Origin of the sequence: Pseudomonas violetae (genome assembly GCF_023072615.1) — a bacterium.
Lineage (GTDB): Bacteria > Pseudomonadota > Gammaproteobacteria > Pseudomonadales > Pseudomonadaceae > Aquipseudomonas > Aquipseudomonas violetae.
The window spans coordinates 13,398-31,807 of record NZ_JAKNRW010000047.1; the positions used below are offsets into that span (position 1 = coordinate 13,398).

Below are 18,410 nucleotides of genomic sequence, written 5' to 3' on the forward strand. Positions count from 1 at the left end.
TGAACAACCCCCCTGTAGGAGCGAGCTCGCTCGCGAAAAACGAGAGAGCGCCACGGAGACTCTGGTCCCCACCGCAATCGAAAACGCCCAACGCAAGCAGGGAGCGAAGTAAACCAAATGCCAATCAAGGTTCTGCTGGTCGAGGATGACCGGGCACTGCGCGAAGCGCTGGCCGATACCCTGCTGCTCGCGGGGCACGATTACGTCGCCGTCGGCTCGGCAGAAGAGGCCCTGACGGCCGTCACCAAGGATGCGTTCAACCTGGTGCTCAGCGACGTCAACATGCCGGGCATGGACGGTCATCAATTGTTGAGCTTGTTGCGTGCGCGGCAGCCACAGTTGCCTGTGTTGCTGATGACTGCCCATGGTGCGGTCGAGCGTGCGGTGGATGCCATGCGCCAGGGCGCTGTGGATTATCTGGTCAAGCCGTTCGAGCCCAAGGCGCTGCTCGATCTGCTGGCGCGGCACGCCTTGGGCAGCCTCCCGGCCGAGGGCGAGGGGCCGATCGCGTTCGAGCCGGCCAGCGCCCAGTTGCTGGAGTTGGCCGCTCGCGTGGCCCGCAGCGATTCCACGGTGCTTATTTCCGGTGAATCCGGAACCGGCAAGGAAGTGCTGGCGCGTTATATCCATCAGCACTCCCATCGGGCCACCCAGCCGTTTATTGCGATCAATTGCGCGGCGATCCCCGACAACATGCTTGAAGCCACGCTGTTCGGCCATGAAAAAGGCTCGTTCACCGGCGCGATCGCAGCGCAAGCGGGCAAGTTCGAGCAGGCGGATGGCGGCACTATCCTGCTTGACGAGATATCCGAGATGCCCATGGGGCTGCAGGCCAAGCTGCTGCGGGTGTTGCAGGAGCGCGAAGTCGAGCGGGTGGGGGCGCGCAAGCCGATAACCCTGGATATTCGGGTGGTCGCAACCACTAACCGCGACCTGGCTGCGGAAGTGGCGGCGGGGCGCTTCAGGGAGGACCTGTACTATCGACTGTCGGTGTTCCCGCTGGCCTGGCGCCCGTTGCGCGAGCGCACCGCCGACATTCTGCCGCTGGCCGAGCGTCTGTTGGCCAAGCACGTCAATAAAATGAAGCATGCCGCAGCGAAGCTCTCGCCCGAGGCGCAGGCGTGCCTGATCGCTTATCCCTGGCCCGGTAATGTGCGGGAGTTGGATAACGCAATCCAGCGGGCGTTGATTTTGCAGCAGGGTGGGTTGATCCAGCCGCAGGATTTTTGTCTGACCGGGCCGGTTGCCTGTGCGCCGTTGCCGGCATTGGCGGCGCCGGTGCCGATGGCCGAGTCCGAGTCCGCCGGGGCCCTGGGGGATGACCTGCGCCGGCGCGAGTTCCAAATGATCATCGACACCCTGCGCACCGAGCGCGGCAGGCGCAAGGAAGCCGCCGAACGCCTGGGCATCAGCCCGCGCACCTTGCGCTACAAGCTGGCGCAGATGCGTGATGCGGGGATGGATGTGGAAGCCTATCTGTTCGCCACCTGATTTCGCTCCTTACCTGTTCGCTATTTGATTCGAATGTGACGCCTACAGGGGAAGGCGGCGCAAGAGGCTTTTGTGATCAGTGCCCACATAGCTGGCACCCTTGTTGCTAACACCTGTTTACCCGCCGAATGAGCGTCAAAAAATTGCGGGTAGTCATTGGGAGTAGAACATGAGCCAAGGTATTGAATTTAATCGGTTGATGCTGGACATGCGGGCCATGCAAATGGACGCTATGTCTGCGCCTAAAGCAACTGCCGCCGTCCCTCAACTGCCGGGCAGCAGCTTCTCCGATATGCTCGGCCAAGCCGTCAATAAAGTGAACGAAACCCAGCAGGCCTCCAGCCAGTTGTCCACCGCGTTTGAGATCGGTAAAAGCGGTGTCGACCTGACTGACGTGATGATCGCCAAGGAAAAAGCCGGTGTTTCGTTCCAAGCCATCACCCAGGTGCGCAACAAGCTGGTCCAGGCGTATCAAGACATCATGCAGATGCCGGTTTAAGGACGATATTGAGTCATGGCAGAAGCAGCCAGCGATAACGTTCCGGCCAAGGCCAGCGCAATAGACGGCAAACCGCCGCTGTTCGGCTTGTCCTTCCTGGAAAACCTTTCCCAGATGACCATGTTGCGTCAGGTCGGCCTGTTGGTCGGATTGGCGGCGAGCGTAGCCATTGGCTTTGCCGTGGTCCTGTGGTCCCAGCAACCGGACTACCGTCCGCTGTACGGCAGTCTCGCCGGGATGGACGCCAAGCAGGTCATGGATACCCTGGCGGCCGCTGACATTGCCTACTCCGTCGAACCCAATTCCGGCGCCTTGCTGGTCAAGGCCGAAGACCTGTCGCGCGCGCGGCTCAAGCTGGCGGGCGCTGGTGTCACTCCTAGCGACGGCAATATCGGCTTTGAAATCCTCGACAAGGACCAGGGCCTGGGCACCAGCCAGTTCATGGAGGCCACCCGTTATCGTCGTGGCCTCGAAGGCGAACTGGCGCGCACCATCTCCAGCCTGAACAACGTCAAGGGCGCCCGGGTGCACCTGGCCATTCCGAAAAGCTCGGTGTTCGTGCGCGACGAGCGCAAACCCAGCGCCTCGGTACTGATCGAACTGTATTCCGGCCGCTCCCTGGAGCCTGGCCAGGTACTGGCGATCATCAACCTGGTGGCGACCAGCGTTCCGGAACTGAGCAAGTCCCAGGTCACCGTGGTCGACCAGAAGGGCAACCTGCTGTCTGACCAGGCGGAAAACTCCGCACTGACCATGGCCGGCAAACAATTCGATTACAGCCGCCGCATGGAAAGCATGCTGACCCAGCGCGTGCACAACATCTTGCAGCCGGTGCTGGGCAACGATCGCTACAAGGCTGAAGTCTCCGCCGACGTCGATTTCAGCGCCGTCGAATCGACCTCCGAGCAGTTCAACCCGGACCAGCCGGCGTTGCGCAGCGAGCAGTCGGTCAACGAACAACGCACCACCAGCAATGGTCCGCAAGGCGTACCGGGGGCCTTGAGCAACCAGCCACCCTCGCCAGCGTCCGCGCCTGCAACCACTGGTGGCGGTACTGCTTCTGCCGGCATGGTACAGCCAGGTCAACCGTTGCTGGACGCCAATGGTCAACAGATCATGGACCCGGCCACCGGCCAGCCGATGCTTGCGCCTTACCCTGCGGACAAGCGTCAACAGTCCACCAAGAACTTCGAACTCGACCGTTCCATCAGCCACACCAAGCAGCAGCAGGGCCGTTTGAATCGCCTGTCGGTGTCGGTGGTGGTGGACGATCAGGTCAAGGTCAACCCGGCGAATGGCGAAACCAGCCGCGCGCCGTGGACCGCCGACGATTTGGCGCGCTTCACCCGTCTGGTGCAGGACGCGGTAGGCTTCGACGCCAGCCGTGGCGACAGCGTCAGCGTGATCAACATGCCGTTCTCCGCTGAGCGTAGCGAAGTGATTGCCGATGTGCCGTTCTACTCCCAGCCGTGGTTCTGGGATGTGATCAAGCAAGTGTTGGGGGTATTGTTCATCCTCGTGCTGGTGTTTGGTGTGCTGCGCCCGGTGTTGAACAACATCACCAATGGCGGCAAAGGCAAGCAACTGGTCGGCATGGGCAGCGATGTCGAGTTGGGTGGCATGGGTGGCCTGGACGGCGAACTGGCCAACGACCGCGTCAGCCTCGGCGGGCCGCAGAGCATCCTGCTGCCGAGCCCGAGCGAAGGCTATGACGCACAGTTGAATGCAATCAAGAGTCTGGTGGCAGAAGATCCGGGTCGTGTGGCCCAGGTCGTGAAAGAGTGGATTAACGCAGATGAGTGATAACCGAGCCGTTGCCGCCAAACTGTCCAAGGTCGACAAAGCCGCGATCCTGCTGCTGTCCCTGGGCTCCACCGATGCTGCGCAGGTGTTGCGCCACATGGGGCCCAAGGAGGTCCAGCGTGTGGGCGTGGCCATGGCTCAGATGGGCAACGTGCACCGCGAGCAGGTCGAGCAGGTGATGAGCGAGTTCGTCGACATCGTCGGCGACCAGACCAGCCTGGGTGTCGGTTCCGACGACTACGTGCGCAAGATGCTCACCCAGGCCCTGGGCGAAGACAAGGCCAACGGGCTGATCGACCGGATCCTGCTGGGTGGCAACACCAGCGGCCTGGACAGCCTCAAGTGGATGGAACCACGCGCCGTCGCCGACGTGATTCGCTATGAGCATCCACAGATCCAGGCGATCGTGGTGGCGTATCTCGACCCGGACCAGGCCGGCGAAGTGCTGGGCAATTTCGACCACAAGGTGCGCCTGGACATCATCCTGCGCGTATCTTCGCTGAACACCGTGCAACCTGCGGCCTTGAAAGAGCTCAACCAGATTCTCGAGAAGCAGTTCTCCGGCAACTCGAACGCCTCGCGCACCAACCTCGGTGGCATCAAGCGTGCGGCCGATATCATGAACTTCCTCGACAGTTCGATTGAAGGGCAACTGATGGACTCGATCCGCGAAGTCGACGAGGACTTGTCCGGCCAGATCGAAGACCTGATGTTCGTGTTCAACAACCTGGCCGATGTCGACGACCGTGGCATCCAGGCGTTGCTGCGCGAAGTTTCCTCCGACGTGCTGGTTCTGGCCCTCAAGGGCTCGGACGAGAACGTCAAGGAGAAGATCTTCAAGAACATGTCCAAACGAGCGGCCGAACTGTTGCGCGACGACCTCGAGGCCAAGGGCCCGGTGCGCGTCAGCGACGTGGAAACCGCACAGAAAGAAATCCTCACCATCGCCCGCCGTATGGCCGAAGCCGGAGAAATCGTTCTCGGCGGGAAAGGCGGCGAAGAGATGATCTAAGGTCACCATGTCGACCAAACACGATGAGTCTCAGACTGACCTGATCCGTGCCAAGGACGTCAGCGCTGTCGATATCTGGTCATTGCCCAGTTTCGATCCCTACGTCCCCCCGCCCGAGCCGGAACCTGTACCCGAGCCGCCGGAAATGGAGGAGGTGCCGCTGGATGAAGTCCAGCCGCTGACCCTCGAAGAGCTCGAAAGCATTCGCCAGGAGGCCTACAACGAAGGCTTCGCCACGGGCGAACGTGAAGGTTTCCACAGCACCACGCTCAAGGTTCGCCAGGAAGCCGAAGCGGCGCTGACGGCGAAAGTCGGCGCGCTGGAAAAGCTCATGGGTCAATTGTTCGAGCCCATCGCCGAGCAGGACACCCAGATTGAGAAGTCCCTGGTCGACTTGGTACAGCACATCACCAAACAGGTCATCCAGCGCGAACTGGCGATCGATTCGACCCAGCTTGAACACGTCATGCGCGATGCGCTCAAGCTGTTGCCGCTGGGCGTGGGTAACGTGCGGCTGTACATCAATCCGCAGGATTTCGAACAGGTCAAAGCCCTGCGCGAGCGCCATGAAGAAACCTGGCGCATTGTCGAGGACGAAACTTTGTTGCCGGGCGGTTGCCGGGTCGAGACCGAGCACAGTCGCATCGACGCCACGGTTGAAACTCGCCTGGCGCGGGTCATGGACAAGCTGTTCGATCAACTCCACGAACAGGCCCTGCATCCCGCTGTCGCGGACTTGAGCCTGGACCTGTCGGGGCGCAATCCGCCACCAGTCGCCCCGGCGGCGGACGAACCTGATGCGCCTTGACCGCACCAGCTTCGCCAAGCGTCTGGGCAGTTACGCCGAGGCCACTCAACTGACCGGCGGGCCGATCCTGGAAGGTCGTCTGTTGCGTATGGTCGGCCTGACCCTCGAAGCCGAAGGTTTGCGCGCCGCCATGGGCAGCCGCTGCATGGTCATCAACGACGACAGTTATCAGCCTGTGCAGGTGGAAGCCGAAGTCATGGGCTTCTCCGGTAACAAGGTATTCCTGATGCCGGTCGGTAGCGTCGCCGGCATTGCGCCAGGCGCCCGGGTGGTGCCGTTGGCTGATGCCGGTCGCTTGCCGATGGGCATGAGCATGCTCGGCCGGGTGCTGGACGGCGCCGGTCGTGCGCTGGACGGCAAGGGCGGGATGAAAGCCGAAGACTGGGTGCCGATGGATGGCCCGACGATCAACCCGCTGAAACGCGAACCGATCAGTGAGCCGCTGGACGTCGGTATCCGCTCGATCAATGGATTGTTGACGGTGGGTCGCGGCCAGCGTTTGGGCCTGTTTGCCGGTACCGGCGTGGGCAAGAGTGTGTTGTTGGGCATGATGACCCGCTTCACCGAGGCCGACATCGTGGTCGTGGGCTTGATCGGCGAGCGCGGGCGCGAAGTGAAGGAATTCATCGAGCACATCCTCGGCGAGGAAGGGCTCAAGCGTTCGGTGGTAGTGGCTTCACCGGCGGACGACGCGCCACTGATGCGCCTGCGTGCAGCGATGTACTGCACGCGCATCGCCGAATACTTTCGCGACAAGGGCAAGAATGTCCTTTTACTTATGGACTCCCTGACCCGTTTCGCCCAGGCCCAGCGGGAAATTGCCCTGGCCATTGGCGAACCGCCAGCGACCAAGGGTTACCCGCCTTCGGTATTTGCCAAGTTGCCGAAACTGGTCGAGCGCGCGGGTAATGCTGAGAAGGGCGGGGGCTCGATCACCGCGTTCTACACGGTGCTGTCCGAAGGTGATGACCAGCAGGACCCGATTGCCGACTCCGCTCGAGGCGTGCTCGACGGTCACATCGTGCTGTCACGGCGGTTGGCTGAGGAAGGTCACTACCCGGCCATCGATATCGAAGCGTCCATCAGCCGGGTGATGCCCTCGGTGGTGACGCCGGAGCACATGACCCGGGCGCAATATTTCAAGCAGCTGTGGTCGCGTTATCAGCAGAGCCGCGACCTGATCAGCGTCGGCGCCTACGTCGCCGGCGGTGACCGCGAGACCGATCTGGCGATTGCCCTGCAACCGCAGCTGGTCAAGTACCTGCGCCAGGGCTTGAACGACAACATCAGCCTGGCCGAGAGTGAGGCCTATCTGGGCTCGATCTTCGCCCCAGCGGCCGGCGGCTAACCGGCCATGGCCCAGAGTCGAGCCTCGCGCCTGGCGCCCGTGGTGGAAATGGCTGAGAAGGTCGAGAAAGCTGCGGTGCAGCGCCTTGGGCACTTCCAGGGCCAGGTGCGCCTGGCCGAAAGCAAACTCGCCGACCTTGAAGCCTTTCGCCTCGATTATCAGGAACAATGGATCGTGCGCGGCAGCAGCGGCGTATCCGGCCAGTGGTTGCTTGGCTACCAGGGCTTTCTCGCGCAACTGGGCACAGCCATCGATCAGCAGCGGCAAAGCCTTGCCTGGCACCAGAACAACCTGAACAAGGCGCGCGATACCTGGCAACAGGCGTATGCCCGAGTGGAAGGTTTGCGCAAGCTGGTGCTGCGCTACATGGACGAGGCGCGCCGCCTGGAAGACAGGCGCGAGCAGAAGCTGCTGGATGAATTGTCCCAGCGCTTGCCGAGGCAAAACCCTTATTGAATGCTACGCCCCGGCTCGCCATGGGCGCCTGACACCCCCCCGATTCCCTTTAGGAGCGAGCTTGCTCGCGAAAAACCTGGGAGCACCAGGGGGTGTCAGGCAGCCCGCGTGATCGTTGACGCCCATCGTAGGAACGCCGCCCGGAACAAGCTCGCTCCTACAAGAATCAGGGTGTATTCATGGGCGCCACCGATCTCCAACCTTGCCCCGACCTGCGCCAAGTGCTAAACCTTGTACAAGCTAGTTCCCCCACGACAAGGAAGCCAACAATGTCAGTCGTCACAGAAGTTTCCCCGGATGGGCAAAAACTGACGATATCAATCAAGGGCCGTTTCGATTTCGCCAAGCATCAGGCGTTTCGCGAGTCCTATGAGCACAAGGCTCTCAATGCCGTAGTGGTCGATCTGAAGGACGCCACCTACCTCGATAGCTCCGCACTAGGCATGCTGTTGTTGCTGCGTGATCACGCTGGCGGCGACCACTCCGATATTCGGGTGGTCAATAGCAGCATCGACGTGAAGAAGATCCTCGCCATTTCCAATTTCGACAAACTGTTCGACATCAGTTGAATCCGGTGCAGGTGTCGTTCGAGGCACTAACAATCCTGATCGCCGAGGACAGTGCGGCCGATCGCCTGTTGCTGTCCACCATCGTCCGCCGTCAGGGCCATGCGGTGCTGACCGCAGCCAACGGCGCCGAGGCCGTCGAAGCGTTTCGTTCACAGCGCCCGCAACTGGTGTTGATGGACGCCATGATGCCGGTGATGGACGGTTTCGAAGCCGCACGACAGATCAAGGTGTTGGCCGGGGAAACCCTGGTGCCGATCATCTTCCTCACCTCGCTCACTGAAAGCGAAGCCCTGGCACGCTGCCTGGAGGCTGGCGGCGACGACTTTCTGGCGAAGCCCTACAACCAGGTGATCCTCGCCGCCAAGATCAAGGCGATGGACCGCTTGCGCCGCTTGCAGGCCACGGTGCTTCAGCAGCGTGACCAGATCGCCCGTCATCACGAGTACCTGCTGAATGAGCAGCGCGTAGCCAAGGCGGTATTCGACAAGGTGGCGCACTCCGGTTGCCTGAATGCCCCCAACATCCGCTACCTGCAATCGCCCTATGCGCTGTTCAACGGCGATCTGCTGCTGGCCGCGTATACCCCCGCAGGTGACATGCACGTGCTGCTCGGGGACTTCACCGGCCATGGCTTGCCTGCCGCCGTCGGGGCCATGCCCCTGGCCGAGGTTTTCTATGGCATGACTATCAAGGGCTACGGGCTCTCGGAAACCCTGCGCGAGATGAATGCCAAGCTCAAGCGCATCCTGCCGGTGGACATGTTCTGCTGCGCGACGCTGCTGTGCCTGAGCTTTCAGCGCCGCTCGGTGGAAGTCTGGAATGGCGGCATGCCCGACGGCTATCTGCACCGGATCGCCAGTGGCGAGCGCACGCCGTTGCCGGCCAGGCATTTGCCGCTGGGTGTGTTGAACCCGCAAGCGTTCGACGACCGGACCGAAGTGCTGCCCATGGCTGTGGGCGATCGGTTGTTCCTGTTGTCCGATGGTGTGATCGACACTTGCGATGCCAATGAACAACTATTCGGAGTGGAGCGGCTGCAGCAGGTGTTTGCCGCCAATCGGCAGCCGGATGCGCTGTTCCAGGAAATCGAGCAGGCATTGGATGATTTTCGCGGTGAGGCCCGGGACGATGTCAGTCTGCTCGAAGTCAGCCTGCTGGATGCGGCGCAGATGCGACCGCCGGCATTGGTCTACTCCGACAGTGGACAGTCGTGCCCGCTGGACTGGTCCGTCAGCTTCGAATTTCGCGCCGCCTCGCTCAAGCGCTTCAATCCGCTGCCATACCTGTTGCAACTGCTCAGTGAGGTGCATGGTCTGCGGGCCCAGAGTGGGGCGCTGTACAGTGTGCTGGCAGAACTGTATTCCAATGCCCTGGAGCACGGCGTGCTCGGGCTTGATTCCAGTCTCAAGCGTGATGCCCAGGGATTTGCCCGCTATTATCAGGAGCGCAATATGCGCCTGGATGCCCTGGACGGTGGTTATGTGCGAGTGCTCCTGCAGGTGGTGCCGGAGGGCGAGGGCGGGTGCCTGACCATTCGGGTGGAAGACAGTGGTAAAGGATTTGACGTCGCGCGGGTGCTGCAGCGACCGGTGGACAGTGTCCGTTTGTCGGGTCGCGGGATCAGCCTGGTCCGGCAATTGGGGCGTAATGCTGTGTGGTTCGACGATGGTCGCAGTGCTCGCGTGGAGTTTTTCTGGGAGGCTCTGGCATAATCCTGCCCATTCTTGATCAAGGAGTGAACAAGTGGTTGACCCACATCTCAATCGCGATTCTTTGCTCGCGTTGCAGGAAATCATGGAAGCTGAGTATCCGATGTTGCTGGATACTTTTCTCGCCGATGCTGAGGAGCGGTTGAGTCTTTTGCGCGGAACGCGGGATGCCGTGCAATTGATGGAAACTGCCCACAGTTTTAAAGGCAGCAGCAGCAATATGGGCGCGGATCGGCTTGCAGGGCTGTGCAGCGAGTTGGAGCAGCGCGCCAAAAGCGCCAAACCGGCTGATATCGAAAAACTCGTGGATGAAATCGACTCCGAGTTTGCTTTGGTTCGTCCTCTATACGAAGCAGAGCGTTCGCTCGCGGCCAGTCGCACCCCTCCGTCTGCCTAGCGTCAGTTACGTAAACCTGGCTCGACCTTTGCAGTATTCCCCTCACTTGTATCATCGACCACAGTGCGGCGGAGACTGTCCCATGCCCGTTACCCCGAATTTGCTGCTTCAGGCCGCCGCCAAGGCCAAGGCTCAACCCGCGTCCGCCAATCCGTTGGCGTCGCCTGCCGAGCCAGCGGACAAGGCCTCAAGCTTCGCTAAAGTCTACGCTCGGCAGGAGCAAGCCAGGCCTGCGCAGGGGTTCGATGGACCGGCCCGCAGTTTGCGCGACAAGTCGCCTGACTTCAGCGCAAAGAAGGACTTGGGCAACGACAAGTCTGCCGCCGCGAAACCCTCCGTTGCCGATAGCGGCAAATCCTTGCCCGCCGATAAACCGGCGCCGGCCGATAAGGTCGCCACTGACGAGGCCTGCGGCACAACGGTGGCTGCTGATCCTGCAACCACACCCGTGGTTGAGTCTCAACCCGCCACTCCTGCGACAGCCACCGAGCCTGCGCTTGACCCCGCTACCGCCGCAGCACTGGCGGCTGCAGCCGTCGCTGCCGACCCCGATTTCGACCCGCAAGCCGACCCGCTCGATGCACTGCCTGCCGTGCGCATGGCCATGGAACAGAGCGGGCATGTGTCCGCCTCCAGCCAGGCGCAAGCCAGCGCTTCTCCCGCCCACGCCCAGGCTGACGGCGAGCCGACTTCGGCGCAGAACTTCGCCTCTGGCCTGGCCAATATGCTGGATGTGCAGGCCGACAAGGACAGCACCAGCCAGGGCGGGGAGAAGGCCTTCAGCGGCCTGATTGATGATGGACTCAAGGATTTGAAGGCCTCGAGCAGTGATACCCGCGTCGAAGATTTCGCCAGCCGCCTGGCCGCGCTGACCCAGGCGGCTACACCGAAAACCGCCAATGCGATCCCGGTGAACCAGCCGATTGCCATGCACCAGAGCGGCTGGACCGAAGAAGTGGTCAACCGCGTCATGTACCTTTCCAGCGCCAACCTCAAGGCTGCCGATATCCAACTGCAACCGGCTGAGCTTGGTCGTCTGGACATCCGGGTGAACATGGTGCCCGACCAGCAGACCCAAGTGACCTTCATGAGCGCCCATCCCGGCGTTCGCGAGGCGCTGGACGGGCAAATGCACCGACTGCGCGAGATGTTCGTGCAGCAGGGCATGGGGCAGGTCGACGTCAATGTTTCCGATCAGTCCCGGGGCCAGGATCAGCAGCAGGCCCAACAGAGCCAGGCAGGGCGCGCAGGCGCCAATGGCGGTCGCCTGGATCCCATGGGTGAAGACCTTGCCCCGGCAGTTGCGCAAGTGGTCGCCACCAGCGTGATCGGCTCCAGTGCGGTCGACTATTACGCTTGAAAATTTGGCGGTGCCCTCTCAAAAGATCGCAGCCTGCGGCAGCTCCTACAGGGTGTACACCATCCCACTGTAGGAGCTGCCGCAGGCTGCGATCTTTTGCACTTCCATCCCCACTCGATTTTCCCTACATGGCATAACACTTGCTCTTGCCTTGCCGTGCAACTGTGAAACCCCGAATAGTGACGGATTATTGGCATGGCGAAGAGCGACGCAGCAGTAAAAGACCCTGCAACCAAAGGCAAACTCAAGCTGATCATACTGGTCGTGGTAGCACTGCTGCTGGCGATCGGGGTGTCCGTGGGGGCTACCTGGTTCTTCATGCACAGCGCTCAAAGCAAGCCTGTCGCCGTTGCCGAAACCGCCGTGGAGGGCAAGCAGGCAGCAGTCTTCGAGCCGTTGCTGCCGGCATTCGTGACCAACTACAACCAGAACGGTCGCCAGCGCTACATGCAGGTGAGTATCACCATGATGGGCCGTAACCAGGCCGACGTGGAAGCGCTCAAGGTGCACATGCCGGTCATCCGCAACAACCTGGTGATGCTGTTCTCCGGGCAGGACTTCGCCACCCTGGCCTCGCCGGTCGGACAGGAAATGTTGCGTCAGAAGGCCACCGCCAGCGTCCAGGAAGTGGCGCAGAAAGAACTCGGCAAGGTCGCCATCGAACAGTTGCTTTTCACTAATTTCGTACTGCAGTAGGAACACGACATGGCCGTGCAGGACCTGCTGTCCCAGGATGAAATCGATGCGTTGTTGCATGGCGTCGACGATGGCCTGGTGCAGACCGACAACGCTGCCGAACCCGGCGCCGTCAAAAGCTACGACCTGACCAGCCAGGATCGCATCGTCCGCGGACGCATGCCGACCCTGGAGATGATCAACGAGCGTTTCGCGCGCTACACGCGCATCAGCATGTTCAACCTGCTGCGCCGCTCGGCAGACGTGGCGGTCGGTGGCGTGCAGGTGATGAAGTTCGGCGAATACGTGCACTCGCTGTACGTGCCGACCAGTCTCAACCTGGTCAAGATCAAACCGTTACGCGGCACCGCCTTGTTCATTCTCGACGCCAAGCTGGTGTTCAAGCTGGTGGACAATTTCTTCGGCGGCGACGGTCGCCATGCCAAGATTGAGGGGCGCGAATTCACCCCAACCGAGCTGCGTGTGGTGCGCATGGTGCTGGAGCAGGCGTTCATCGACTTGAAGGAGGCCTGGCAGGCGATCATGGAAGTCAACTTCGAGTACATCAACTCGGAAGTGAACCCGGCCATGGCCAACATCGTCGGCCCGAGCGAGGCGATTGTGGTGTCGACTTTCCACATCGAACTCGACGGCGGTGGTGGCGACCTGCACATCACCATGCCGTACTCGATGATCGAACCGGTGCGCGAGATGCTCGATGCCGGCTTCCAGTCGGACCTCGACGATCAGGACGAGCGCTGGGTCAATGCCCTGCGTCAGGACGTGATGGACGTCGATGTGCCGATCGGCGCCACTGTTGCCCGCCGTCAATTGCGCCTGCGGGACATCCTGCACATGCAGCCGGGGGACATCATTCCGGTGGACATGCCGGAAACAATGATCATGCGCGCCAATGGCGTGCCTGCGTTCAAGGTCAAGATGGGCTCGCACAAAGGCAACCTCGCGTTGCAGGTGATCGAGCCGATCGAGCGCCGGTGATCGGCGTCTTTATTCGTTTTTAACTGACGGCGTCCATCCGATATGGACGCTCGCCGAGGACACATGATGGCTAGCGATATGAATTCCCAGGACGACCAGGCACTGGCTGATGAATGGGCTGCGGCCCTTGAAGAATCCGGTGATGCCTCGCAGGACGAGATCGACGCGCTGCTGGCCGCTGATACCGGCGGCTCGCCGTCCAATCGCCTGCAAATGGAAGAGTTCGGCGCTTCGCCGAAAAACCACGAGCCGGTGACCTTGGACGGTCCGAACCTGGACGTGATCCTCGATATTCCGGTGTCGATTTCCATGGAAGTGGGCAGCACCGATATCAACATCCGCAACCTGCTGCAGCTCAACCAGGGTTCGGTGATCGAGCTCGATCGCCTGGCCGGTGAGCCACTGGACGTGCTGGTCAATGGCACGCTCATCGCCCACGGCGAAGTGGTGGTGGTCAACGAGAAGTTCGGCATCCGCCTGACAGACGTGATCAGCCCAAGCGAACGCATCAAGAAGCTGCGCTGAGTGAACAGGGTCCTGGGGTTTCTGTTGGCATTGCCCTTGAGTGCCCTGGCGGCCGAACCGGTGGCCACGGCTGCCGCGACGCCGGCTGTTGCCAGTGGCGTGGCGGGGCAATTGACGCAGCTGGTGTTTGGCCTGCTGCTGGTGCTGGGGCTGATCTTCTTCCTCGCCTGGTTGCTGCGCCGGGTGCAGCAGGCAGGTCCTGCCGGCAAAGGCCAGGTAATCGAGTTGATCGGCTCCCGCGCACTCGGTCCGCGTGATCGTTTGATGCTGGTGCAAGTCGGCAACGAGCAGATCCTGCTCGGCCTGAGCCCTGGCACCATTACCGCATTGCATGTGCTCAAGGAGCCGGTGCAGGTGCCAGCAAATTCCGAAAAAGCCACGCCGGAGTTCGCCCAGCGCTTGATGGAGCTGATGGGCAAGGACCAGAAGGATAAGAAGTAATGGGTGCGCTACGCATCGTCTTGACGCTGGCCCTGCTGCTGGCAACACCACTGGCGTTCGCCGCGGATCCATTGTCGATCTCGGCCATCACGCTCGGCACCAACGCCGACGGCGCCCAGGAATATTCGGTCAGTCTGCAGATCCTGCTGATCATGACGGCGCTGAGCTTCATCCCGGCGTTCGTCATGCTAATGACCAGTTTCACTCGGATCATCATCGTCTTCTCGATCCTGCGCCAGGCCTTGGGCCTGCAGCAGACGCCTTCGAACCAGATCCTCACGGGCATGGCGCTGTTCCTCACCCTGTTCATCATGGCGCCGGTGTTCGACCGGGTTAACCAGGATGCCCTGCAACCGTATCTGGCGGAAAAACTCAGCGCCCAGGACGCCGTGGCCAAGGCCCAGGTGCCCATCAAGGACTTCATGCTGGCGCAGACCCGCAGCAGCGACCTGGAACTGTTCATGCGCCTGTCCAAGCGCACCGACATCGCTACGCCAGATCAGGCGCCGCTGACCATTCTGGTGCCGGCATTTGTCACCTCCGAGTTGAAGACCGCGTTCCAGATCGGTTTCATGATCTTCATTCCGTTTCTGATCATCGACCTGGTCGTGGCCAGTGTGCTGATGGCGATGGGTATGATGATGTTGTCGCCGCTGATCATTTCCCTGCCGTTCAAGATCATGCTGTTCGTACTGGTGGATGGCTGGGCGTTGATCATCGGCACGCTCGCCAGCAGTTTCGGCGGTGTGTCGCCATGACCCCGGAAGTAGCGGTAGACATCTTCCGCGAGGCGTTGTGGCTGACCACCATGATGGTGGCCGTACTGGTGATCCCGAGCTTGCTGGTGGGGTTGCTGGTGGCGATGTTCCAGGCCGCGACCCAGATCAACGAACAGACGTTGAGCTTCCTGCCGCGTCTGCTGGTGATGCTGGTCACGCTGATTGTTGCCGGCCCGTGGCTGGTGCAGACCTTCATGGAATACATCCTGCAGTTGTACGGCAATATTCCCCGGGTCATTGGCTAAGCCATGCAGTCCCTGCTGCAACTGACCGATACCCAGATCAGCACGTGGGTGGCGACCTTCATGTTGCCGCTGTTTCGCGTCGGCGCGCTGCTGATGGTCATGCCCATCGTCGGCACGACCCTCGTTCCCACTCGTGTGCGCCTGTACTTCGCGCTGGCCATCACCGTCGTGATAGTCCCAGGCCTGCCGCCGATGCCCCCGGTGAATGCGCTGGACCTGAGTGGCCTGCTGCTGATCGCCGAGCAGATCCTCATCGGTGCGATCCTGGGCTTCGCCTTGCAGCTGTTTTTCCAGGCGTTCGTGGTGGCCGGGCAGATCGTCTCGATTCAGATGGGCATGGGCTTCGCCTCGATGGTCGACCCCACCAACGGTGTCTCGGTGGCGGTGATCGGGCAGTTCTTCACCATGTTGGTCACGCTGCTGTTCCTGTCCATGAACGGCCATCTGGTCGTCTTCGAAATCCTCACGGAAAGCTTCACCACGTTGCCGGTCGGCAGTGGCCTGATGGTTACGCATTTCTGGGAGCTGGCGGGCAAGCTGGGCTGGGTCCTGGGGGCCGCGCTGCTGCTGGTCTTACCGGCGATCACGGCGCTGCTGGTGGTCAACATTGCGTTTGGCGTGATGACCCGGGCGGCGCCGCAACTCAACATTTTCTCCATCGGCTTCCCTCTGACCCTGGTGCTCGGGCTGTTCATCGTCTGGGTCGGGTTGGCCGACATCATCAATCAGTATCAACCACTGGCCTCCGAGGCTTTGCAGTGGTTGCGCGAACTGGCACGGGCGCGCTGAGTCATGGCAGAGAGCGAGAGCGGTCAGGACAAGACAGAAGACCCCACGGAGAAAAAGAAAAAAGACGCCCGGGAGAAGGGCGAGATTGCCCGTTCCAAAGAGCTCAACACCCTGGCCATCATGCTCGCCGGTTCCGGTGCACTACTGATTTTCGGCGGCGCACTGGCCCAGGAACTGATGGAGCTGATGCGCATGAATTTCACATTGCCCCGTGAAGTGGTGCTTGACCAGCGTGCCATGGGCACCTACTTGTTGCACTCCGGGCTAATCGCCTTGCTGGCCATCCAGCCGGTGATGATCACCTTGTTGCTCGCGGCCCTCATCGGCCCTATTTCTCTGGGTGGCTGGCTGTTCTCCGCCGGCACCATGGCGCCCAAGTTCAGCCGCATGAACCCCGGCGCCGGCCTCAAGCGCATGTTCTCGTCCAAGGCGGTAATGGAACTGCTCAAGGCCCTGGCCAAATTCTTCATCATTCTGTTCGTGGCCCTGGCCGTATTGTCCTCGGACATCGACGACCTGCTGCGCATCGCCCACGAGCCACTGGACATGGCGATCATCCATAGCCTGCAGGTGGTTGGCTGGAGCGCGTTATGGATGGCTTGCGGCCTGATCATCATCGCCGCAGTGGACGTGCCGGTGCAGCTCTGGGAAAGCGCCAAGAAACTGAAGATGACCAAGCAGGAAGTCCGCGACGAGCACAAGGATCAGGAAGGGCGGCCGGAGGTGAAGCAGCGCATCCGGCAACTGCAGCGTGACATGTCCCAGCGGCGGATGATGGCGGCGATTCCCGATGCTGACGTGGTCATCACCAACCCGACCCACTACGCCGTGGCACTCAAGTACGACCCGGACAAGGGCGGCGCACCAATGCTGGTGGCCAAGGGCAGTGATTTCCTGGCGTTGAAGATGCGTGAAATTGCCGTGGCAAATAATGTGCTGTTGCTGGAGTCGCCGGCGTTGGCGCGGTCGATTTATTACTCCACGGAACTGGATCAGGAAATACCCGGTGGCTTGTACCTGGCGGTTGCCCAGGTGCTGGCGTATGTCTATCAGATTCGTCAATACAAGGCGGGCAAGGGCAAGCGCCCGGATCCGCTCAAGGATGACTTGCCGATTCCGCCGGATTTGCGGCGCGATTCCTGATTATTCTGCAGTGGCCGCGATGAGGTCAGTCGAAATCACGGATACCCTTCAGCTCGACGCCTTGTTTTCCTTTTCGACCACTGATCGTGGTTATGTCCATTTGCGTATTGTAGTTATCGTTTTTACGCCGAGACTTTCCAAGTGCGTTCGGACGGGTTTTAACGACATGAAATCAGGTATGAAATGTCCTGAGTTATTTTCGATTATAAATCGGCTCCCTCCGTCAGCTTCGCTTAACTGGCCGGCGCTGATGAGTTCTGGATTTCCGGTCATGTCACTTAAGTATTGATGACCAGTGGTCGAAACCTAGAGCTCTTTTTTGGAGGTGAAAATGAAATTTAGGTGTTTTGCTCTTCGACCCACTATTTCTGATCTTGTATAAGAGAGCTTGTTTAGCTCTCTGGGGGAAGGTATAGACGTCACGTCCTTTGCAGAAGACAGCATTGTAATTGGGAAATGTTGATCAGGATTTAATGGGGCGTAAGGCATTGTTACCATTCTGTGTTCGAAAGTGGATCGCTCATTGGTGATGTATAATTTTGGGTTTTCTGATCGTTGTTTTAAAAGTTTTGTCTTGTTGCGCCATCTGTTAAGCCATCGTCTGACTATTGAATCCATCACCTGTCCAGAGCTGTCCGTGTTGTTTGCTGGATTACCTTGACAGTATGCGTATGAATTCAGCCCACCTTCACCGAGTGGACTCAAGCTATCCGGACTATTGAAACGCATCAAAACAGGATTGTACGCGCGGTAACCATTACCCAGCACATAGTGACCCGTTACTTGTTCCCGTCGTTCGTCGTTGAAACTGAGCAGTCCAGGTAAATTACTTCCGGGGGGGGGCAGTGGCCGTAGGGTGAGTAGGCGACGGTGTCTCGTGTCTGATGTTCCTTGAGTCTGGCCGGTACCGAACGCCGAGAATCGCTAGCCAGTAATCCAGTGGTGATCGCGCGTTTGTAGTGCCAACAACTGGTCCCCATGCTGGACTATCGAGTAGCGCATCGCCCCCTGTATTTCGGAGGCCAGCCTGCTTTTGCAGTAGAAACGCTGGCGCTTCGGGGTGTCTGGCAAGGCGTGGCTAATTAGGCGATCAAGGGCATCGTAGTGATATTGGCAGAGCACGGTTTCGCGCGGTGATGGCATGGGTGATTGCCCCAAGATCCGAAGAGTGGGAACTCAGTATTGGCGAGTTTGCGATGGTTGGGTACTAGCAGAACAGATAGGTTTTACATTTCATCGGTCGTGACAGAAATCTCCGCAGCAGCGTTCAATTGTGGCGAGGGAGCTTGCTCCCGTTCGGCTGCGCAGCAGTCGTAGATCAGCTGATGCGGTGTCCTGATTGTGCGCGGTCGCAGGTTTTGG

At 60.4% G+C, this 18,410-nt stretch carries 20 protein-coding genes; 19 read left to right on the plus strand and 1 reads right to left on the minus strand.

Annotated features, from left to right (window positions below; genetic code table 11):
* Positions 1-117 precede the first annotated feature (117 nt).
* The 19 genes from L9059_RS28085 to flhB all read left to right on the plus strand — a co-directional run bounded on the left by L9059_RS28085 (position 118) and on the right by flhB (position 17,048).
* Positions 118-1,491 (plus strand): sigma-54-dependent transcriptional regulator, encoded by a 1,374-nt coding sequence (locus tag L9059_RS28085; RefSeq protein ID WP_247294222.1) that lies wholly within the window; start codon positions 118-120, stop codon positions 1,489-1,491.
* Between the two features lie 169 nt (positions 1,492-1,660).
* On the plus strand, positions 1,661-1,990 hold the full coding sequence (fliE, locus tag L9059_RS28090; RefSeq protein ID WP_045058888.1) for a flagellar hook-basal body complex protein FliE: 330 nt from the start codon (positions 1,661-1,663) through the stop codon (positions 1,988-1,990).
* Between the two features lie 15 nt (positions 1,991-2,005).
* Positions 2,006-3,793 carry a flagellar basal-body MS-ring/collar protein FliF gene (gene fliF / locus L9059_RS28095; RefSeq protein ID WP_247294223.1) on the plus strand — a complete coding sequence of 596 codons (1,788 nt, stop codon included), beginning with the start codon at positions 2,006-2,008 and terminating at the stop codon, positions 3,791-3,793.
* Complete coding sequence (gene fliG / locus L9059_RS28100) at positions 3,786-4,805, plus strand: flagellar motor switch protein FliG (protein ID WP_008021334.1); 1,020 nt, start codon at positions 3,786-3,788, stop codon at positions 4,803-4,805. Before fliF ends, fliG begins: the two co-directional genes overlap by 8 nt.
* A 7-nt stretch (positions 4,806-4,812) precedes the next feature.
* Positions 4,813-5,613: a flagellar assembly protein FliH gene (gene fliH, locus L9059_RS28105; protein WP_247294224.1), complete on the plus strand. Its 801-nt coding sequence runs from the start codon at positions 4,813-4,815 to the stop codon at positions 5,611-5,613.
* Positions 5,603-6,961, plus strand: a complete 1,359-nt coding sequence (gene fliI / locus L9059_RS28110) for a flagellar protein export ATPase FliI (RefSeq protein ID WP_247294225.1) — start codon at positions 5,603-5,605, stop codon at positions 6,959-6,961. The genes fliH and fliI overlap by 11 nt, the downstream gene beginning before the upstream one ends.
* Positions 6,962-6,967: 6 nt before the next feature.
* The gene (fliJ, locus tag L9059_RS28115) at positions 6,968-7,417 is read left to right on the plus strand and encodes a flagellar export protein FliJ (RefSeq protein WP_247294226.1); all 450 of its coding nucleotides are present in this window, start codon (positions 6,968-6,970) and stop codon (positions 7,415-7,417) included.
* A 269-nt stretch (positions 7,418-7,686) separates the two neighbouring features.
* Positions 7,687-7,986, plus strand: a complete 300-nt coding sequence (locus L9059_RS28120; RefSeq protein ID WP_247294227.1) for an STAS domain-containing protein — start codon at positions 7,687-7,689, stop codon at positions 7,984-7,986.
* Positions 7,987-7,991: 5 nt separating this feature from the next.
* A complete protein-coding gene (locus L9059_RS28125) occupies positions 7,992-9,698 on the plus strand; it encodes an ATP-binding SpoIIE family protein phosphatase (protein WP_247294241.1) in 1,707 nt (568 codons plus the stop codon).
* Between the two features lie 31 nt (positions 9,699-9,729).
* Positions 9,730-10,092, plus strand: coding sequence for an Hpt domain-containing protein (locus L9059_RS28130; RefSeq protein WP_247294228.1), 363 nt, complete (start codon positions 9,730-9,732; stop codon positions 10,090-10,092).
* A gap of 82 nt (positions 10,093-10,174) precedes the next feature.
* Positions 10,175-11,452: a flagellar hook-length control protein FliK gene (locus L9059_RS28135; RefSeq protein ID WP_247294230.1), complete on the plus strand. Its 1,278-nt coding sequence runs from the start codon at positions 10,175-10,177 to the stop codon at positions 11,450-11,452.
* A gap of 195 nt (positions 11,453-11,647) precedes the next feature.
* Positions 11,648-12,148, plus strand: a complete 501-nt coding sequence (gene fliL, locus L9059_RS28140; protein WP_247294232.1) for a flagellar basal body-associated protein FliL — start codon at positions 11,648-11,650, stop codon at positions 12,146-12,148.
* Between the two features lie 9 nt (positions 12,149-12,157).
* Positions 12,158-13,126, plus strand: a complete 969-nt coding sequence (gene fliM, locus L9059_RS28145; RefSeq protein WP_247294234.1) for a flagellar motor switch protein FliM — start codon at positions 12,158-12,160, stop codon at positions 13,124-13,126.
* 66 nt (positions 13,127-13,192) lie between these two features.
* On the plus strand, positions 13,193-13,651 hold the full coding sequence (gene fliN, locus L9059_RS28150; protein WP_247294242.1) for a flagellar motor switch protein FliN: 459 nt from the start codon (positions 13,193-13,195) through the stop codon (positions 13,649-13,651).
* The gene (fliO, locus tag L9059_RS28155) at positions 13,652-14,092 is read left to right on the plus strand and encodes a flagellar biosynthetic protein FliO (protein ID WP_247294236.1); all 441 of its coding nucleotides are present in this window, start codon (positions 13,652-13,654) and stop codon (positions 14,090-14,092) included. It begins immediately after the preceding gene.
* A complete protein-coding gene (gene fliP / locus L9059_RS28160) occupies positions 14,092-14,850 on the plus strand; it encodes a flagellar type III secretion system pore protein FliP (protein WP_247294237.1) in 759 nt (252 codons plus the stop codon). The genes fliO and fliP overlap by 1 nt, the downstream gene beginning before the upstream one ends.
* The gene (fliQ, locus tag L9059_RS28165; RefSeq protein ID WP_008024593.1) at positions 14,847-15,116 is read left to right on the plus strand and encodes a flagellar biosynthesis protein FliQ; all 270 of its coding nucleotides are present in this window, start codon (positions 14,847-14,849) and stop codon (positions 15,114-15,116) included. Before fliP ends, fliQ begins: the two co-directional genes overlap by 4 nt.
* A 3-nt stretch (positions 15,117-15,119) precedes the next feature.
* Positions 15,120-15,905, plus strand: a complete 786-nt coding sequence (gene fliR / locus L9059_RS28170; protein ID WP_247294238.1) for a flagellar biosynthetic protein FliR — start codon at positions 15,120-15,122, stop codon at positions 15,903-15,905.
* A gap of 3 nt (positions 15,906-15,908) precedes the next feature.
* Entirely contained in the window at positions 15,909-17,048 is a 1,140-nt protein-coding gene (gene flhB, locus L9059_RS28175; RefSeq protein ID WP_247294239.1) for a flagellar biosynthesis protein FlhB, read from the plus strand.
* Positions 17,049-17,354: 306 nt separating this feature from the next.
* On the opposite strand, the gene L9059_RS28180 is transcribed toward flhB, so the two are convergent.
* Positions 17,355-17,816 carry an RHS repeat-associated core domain-containing protein gene (locus L9059_RS28180; protein ID WP_247294240.1) on the minus strand — a complete coding sequence of 154 codons (462 nt, stop codon included), beginning with the start codon at positions 17,814-17,816 and terminating at the stop codon, positions 17,355-17,357.
* Between the last annotated feature and the right edge of the window lie 594 nt (positions 17,817-18,410).

Bases quoted from the DNA above. Each gene is read 5' to 3' on its own strand.
- fliG (WP_008021334.1), top strand. From the start codon at position 3,786: ATGAGTGATAACCGAGCCGTTGCCGCCAAACTGTCCAAGGTCGACAAA.
- fliJ (WP_247294226.1), top strand. From the start codon at position 6,968: ATGGCCCAGAGTCGAGCCTCGCGCCTGGCGCCCGTGGTGGAAATGGCT.
- fliQ (WP_008024593.1), top strand. From the start codon at position 14,847: ATGACCCCGGAAGTAGCGGTAGACATCTTCCGCGAGGCGTTGTGGCTG.
- fliH (WP_247294224.1), top strand. From the start codon at position 4,813: ATGTCGACCAAACACGATGAGTCTCAGACTGACCTGATCCGTGCCAAG.
- fliI (WP_247294225.1), top strand. From the start codon at position 5,603: ATGCGCCTTGACCGCACCAGCTTCGCCAAGCGTCTGGGCAGTTACGCC.
- fliN (WP_247294242.1), top strand. From the start codon at position 13,193: ATGGCTAGCGATATGAATTCCCAGGACGACCAGGCACTGGCTGATGAA.
- L9059_RS28085 (WP_247294222.1), top strand. From the start codon at position 118: ATGCCAATCAAGGTTCTGCTGGTCGAGGATGACCGGGCACTGCGCGAA.
- fliL (WP_247294232.1), top strand. From the start codon at position 11,648: ATGGCGAAGAGCGACGCAGCAGTAAAAGACCCTGCAACCAAAGGCAAA.
- fliE (WP_045058888.1), top strand. From the start codon at position 1,661: ATGAGCCAAGGTATTGAATTTAATCGGTTGATGCTGGACATGCGGGCC.
- fliF (WP_247294223.1), top strand. From the start codon at position 2,006: ATGGCAGAAGCAGCCAGCGATAACGTTCCGGCCAAGGCCAGCGCAATA.
- fliR (WP_247294238.1), top strand. From the start codon at position 15,120: ATGCAGTCCCTGCTGCAACTGACCGATACCCAGATCAGCACGTGGGTG.
- fliM (WP_247294234.1), top strand. From the start codon at position 12,158: ATGGCCGTGCAGGACCTGCTGTCCCAGGATGAAATCGATGCGTTGTTG.
- L9059_RS28135 (WP_247294230.1), top strand. From the start codon at position 10,175: ATGCCCGTTACCCCGAATTTGCTGCTTCAGGCCGCCGCCAAGGCCAAG.
- fliP (WP_247294237.1), top strand. From the start codon at position 14,092: ATGGGTGCGCTACGCATCGTCTTGACGCTGGCCCTGCTGCTGGCAACA.
- L9059_RS28120 (WP_247294227.1), top strand. From the start codon at position 7,687: ATGTCAGTCGTCACAGAAGTTTCCCCGGATGGGCAAAAACTGACGATA.
- flhB (WP_247294239.1), top strand. From the start codon at position 15,909: ATGGCAGAGAGCGAGAGCGGTCAGGACAAGACAGAAGACCCCACGGAG.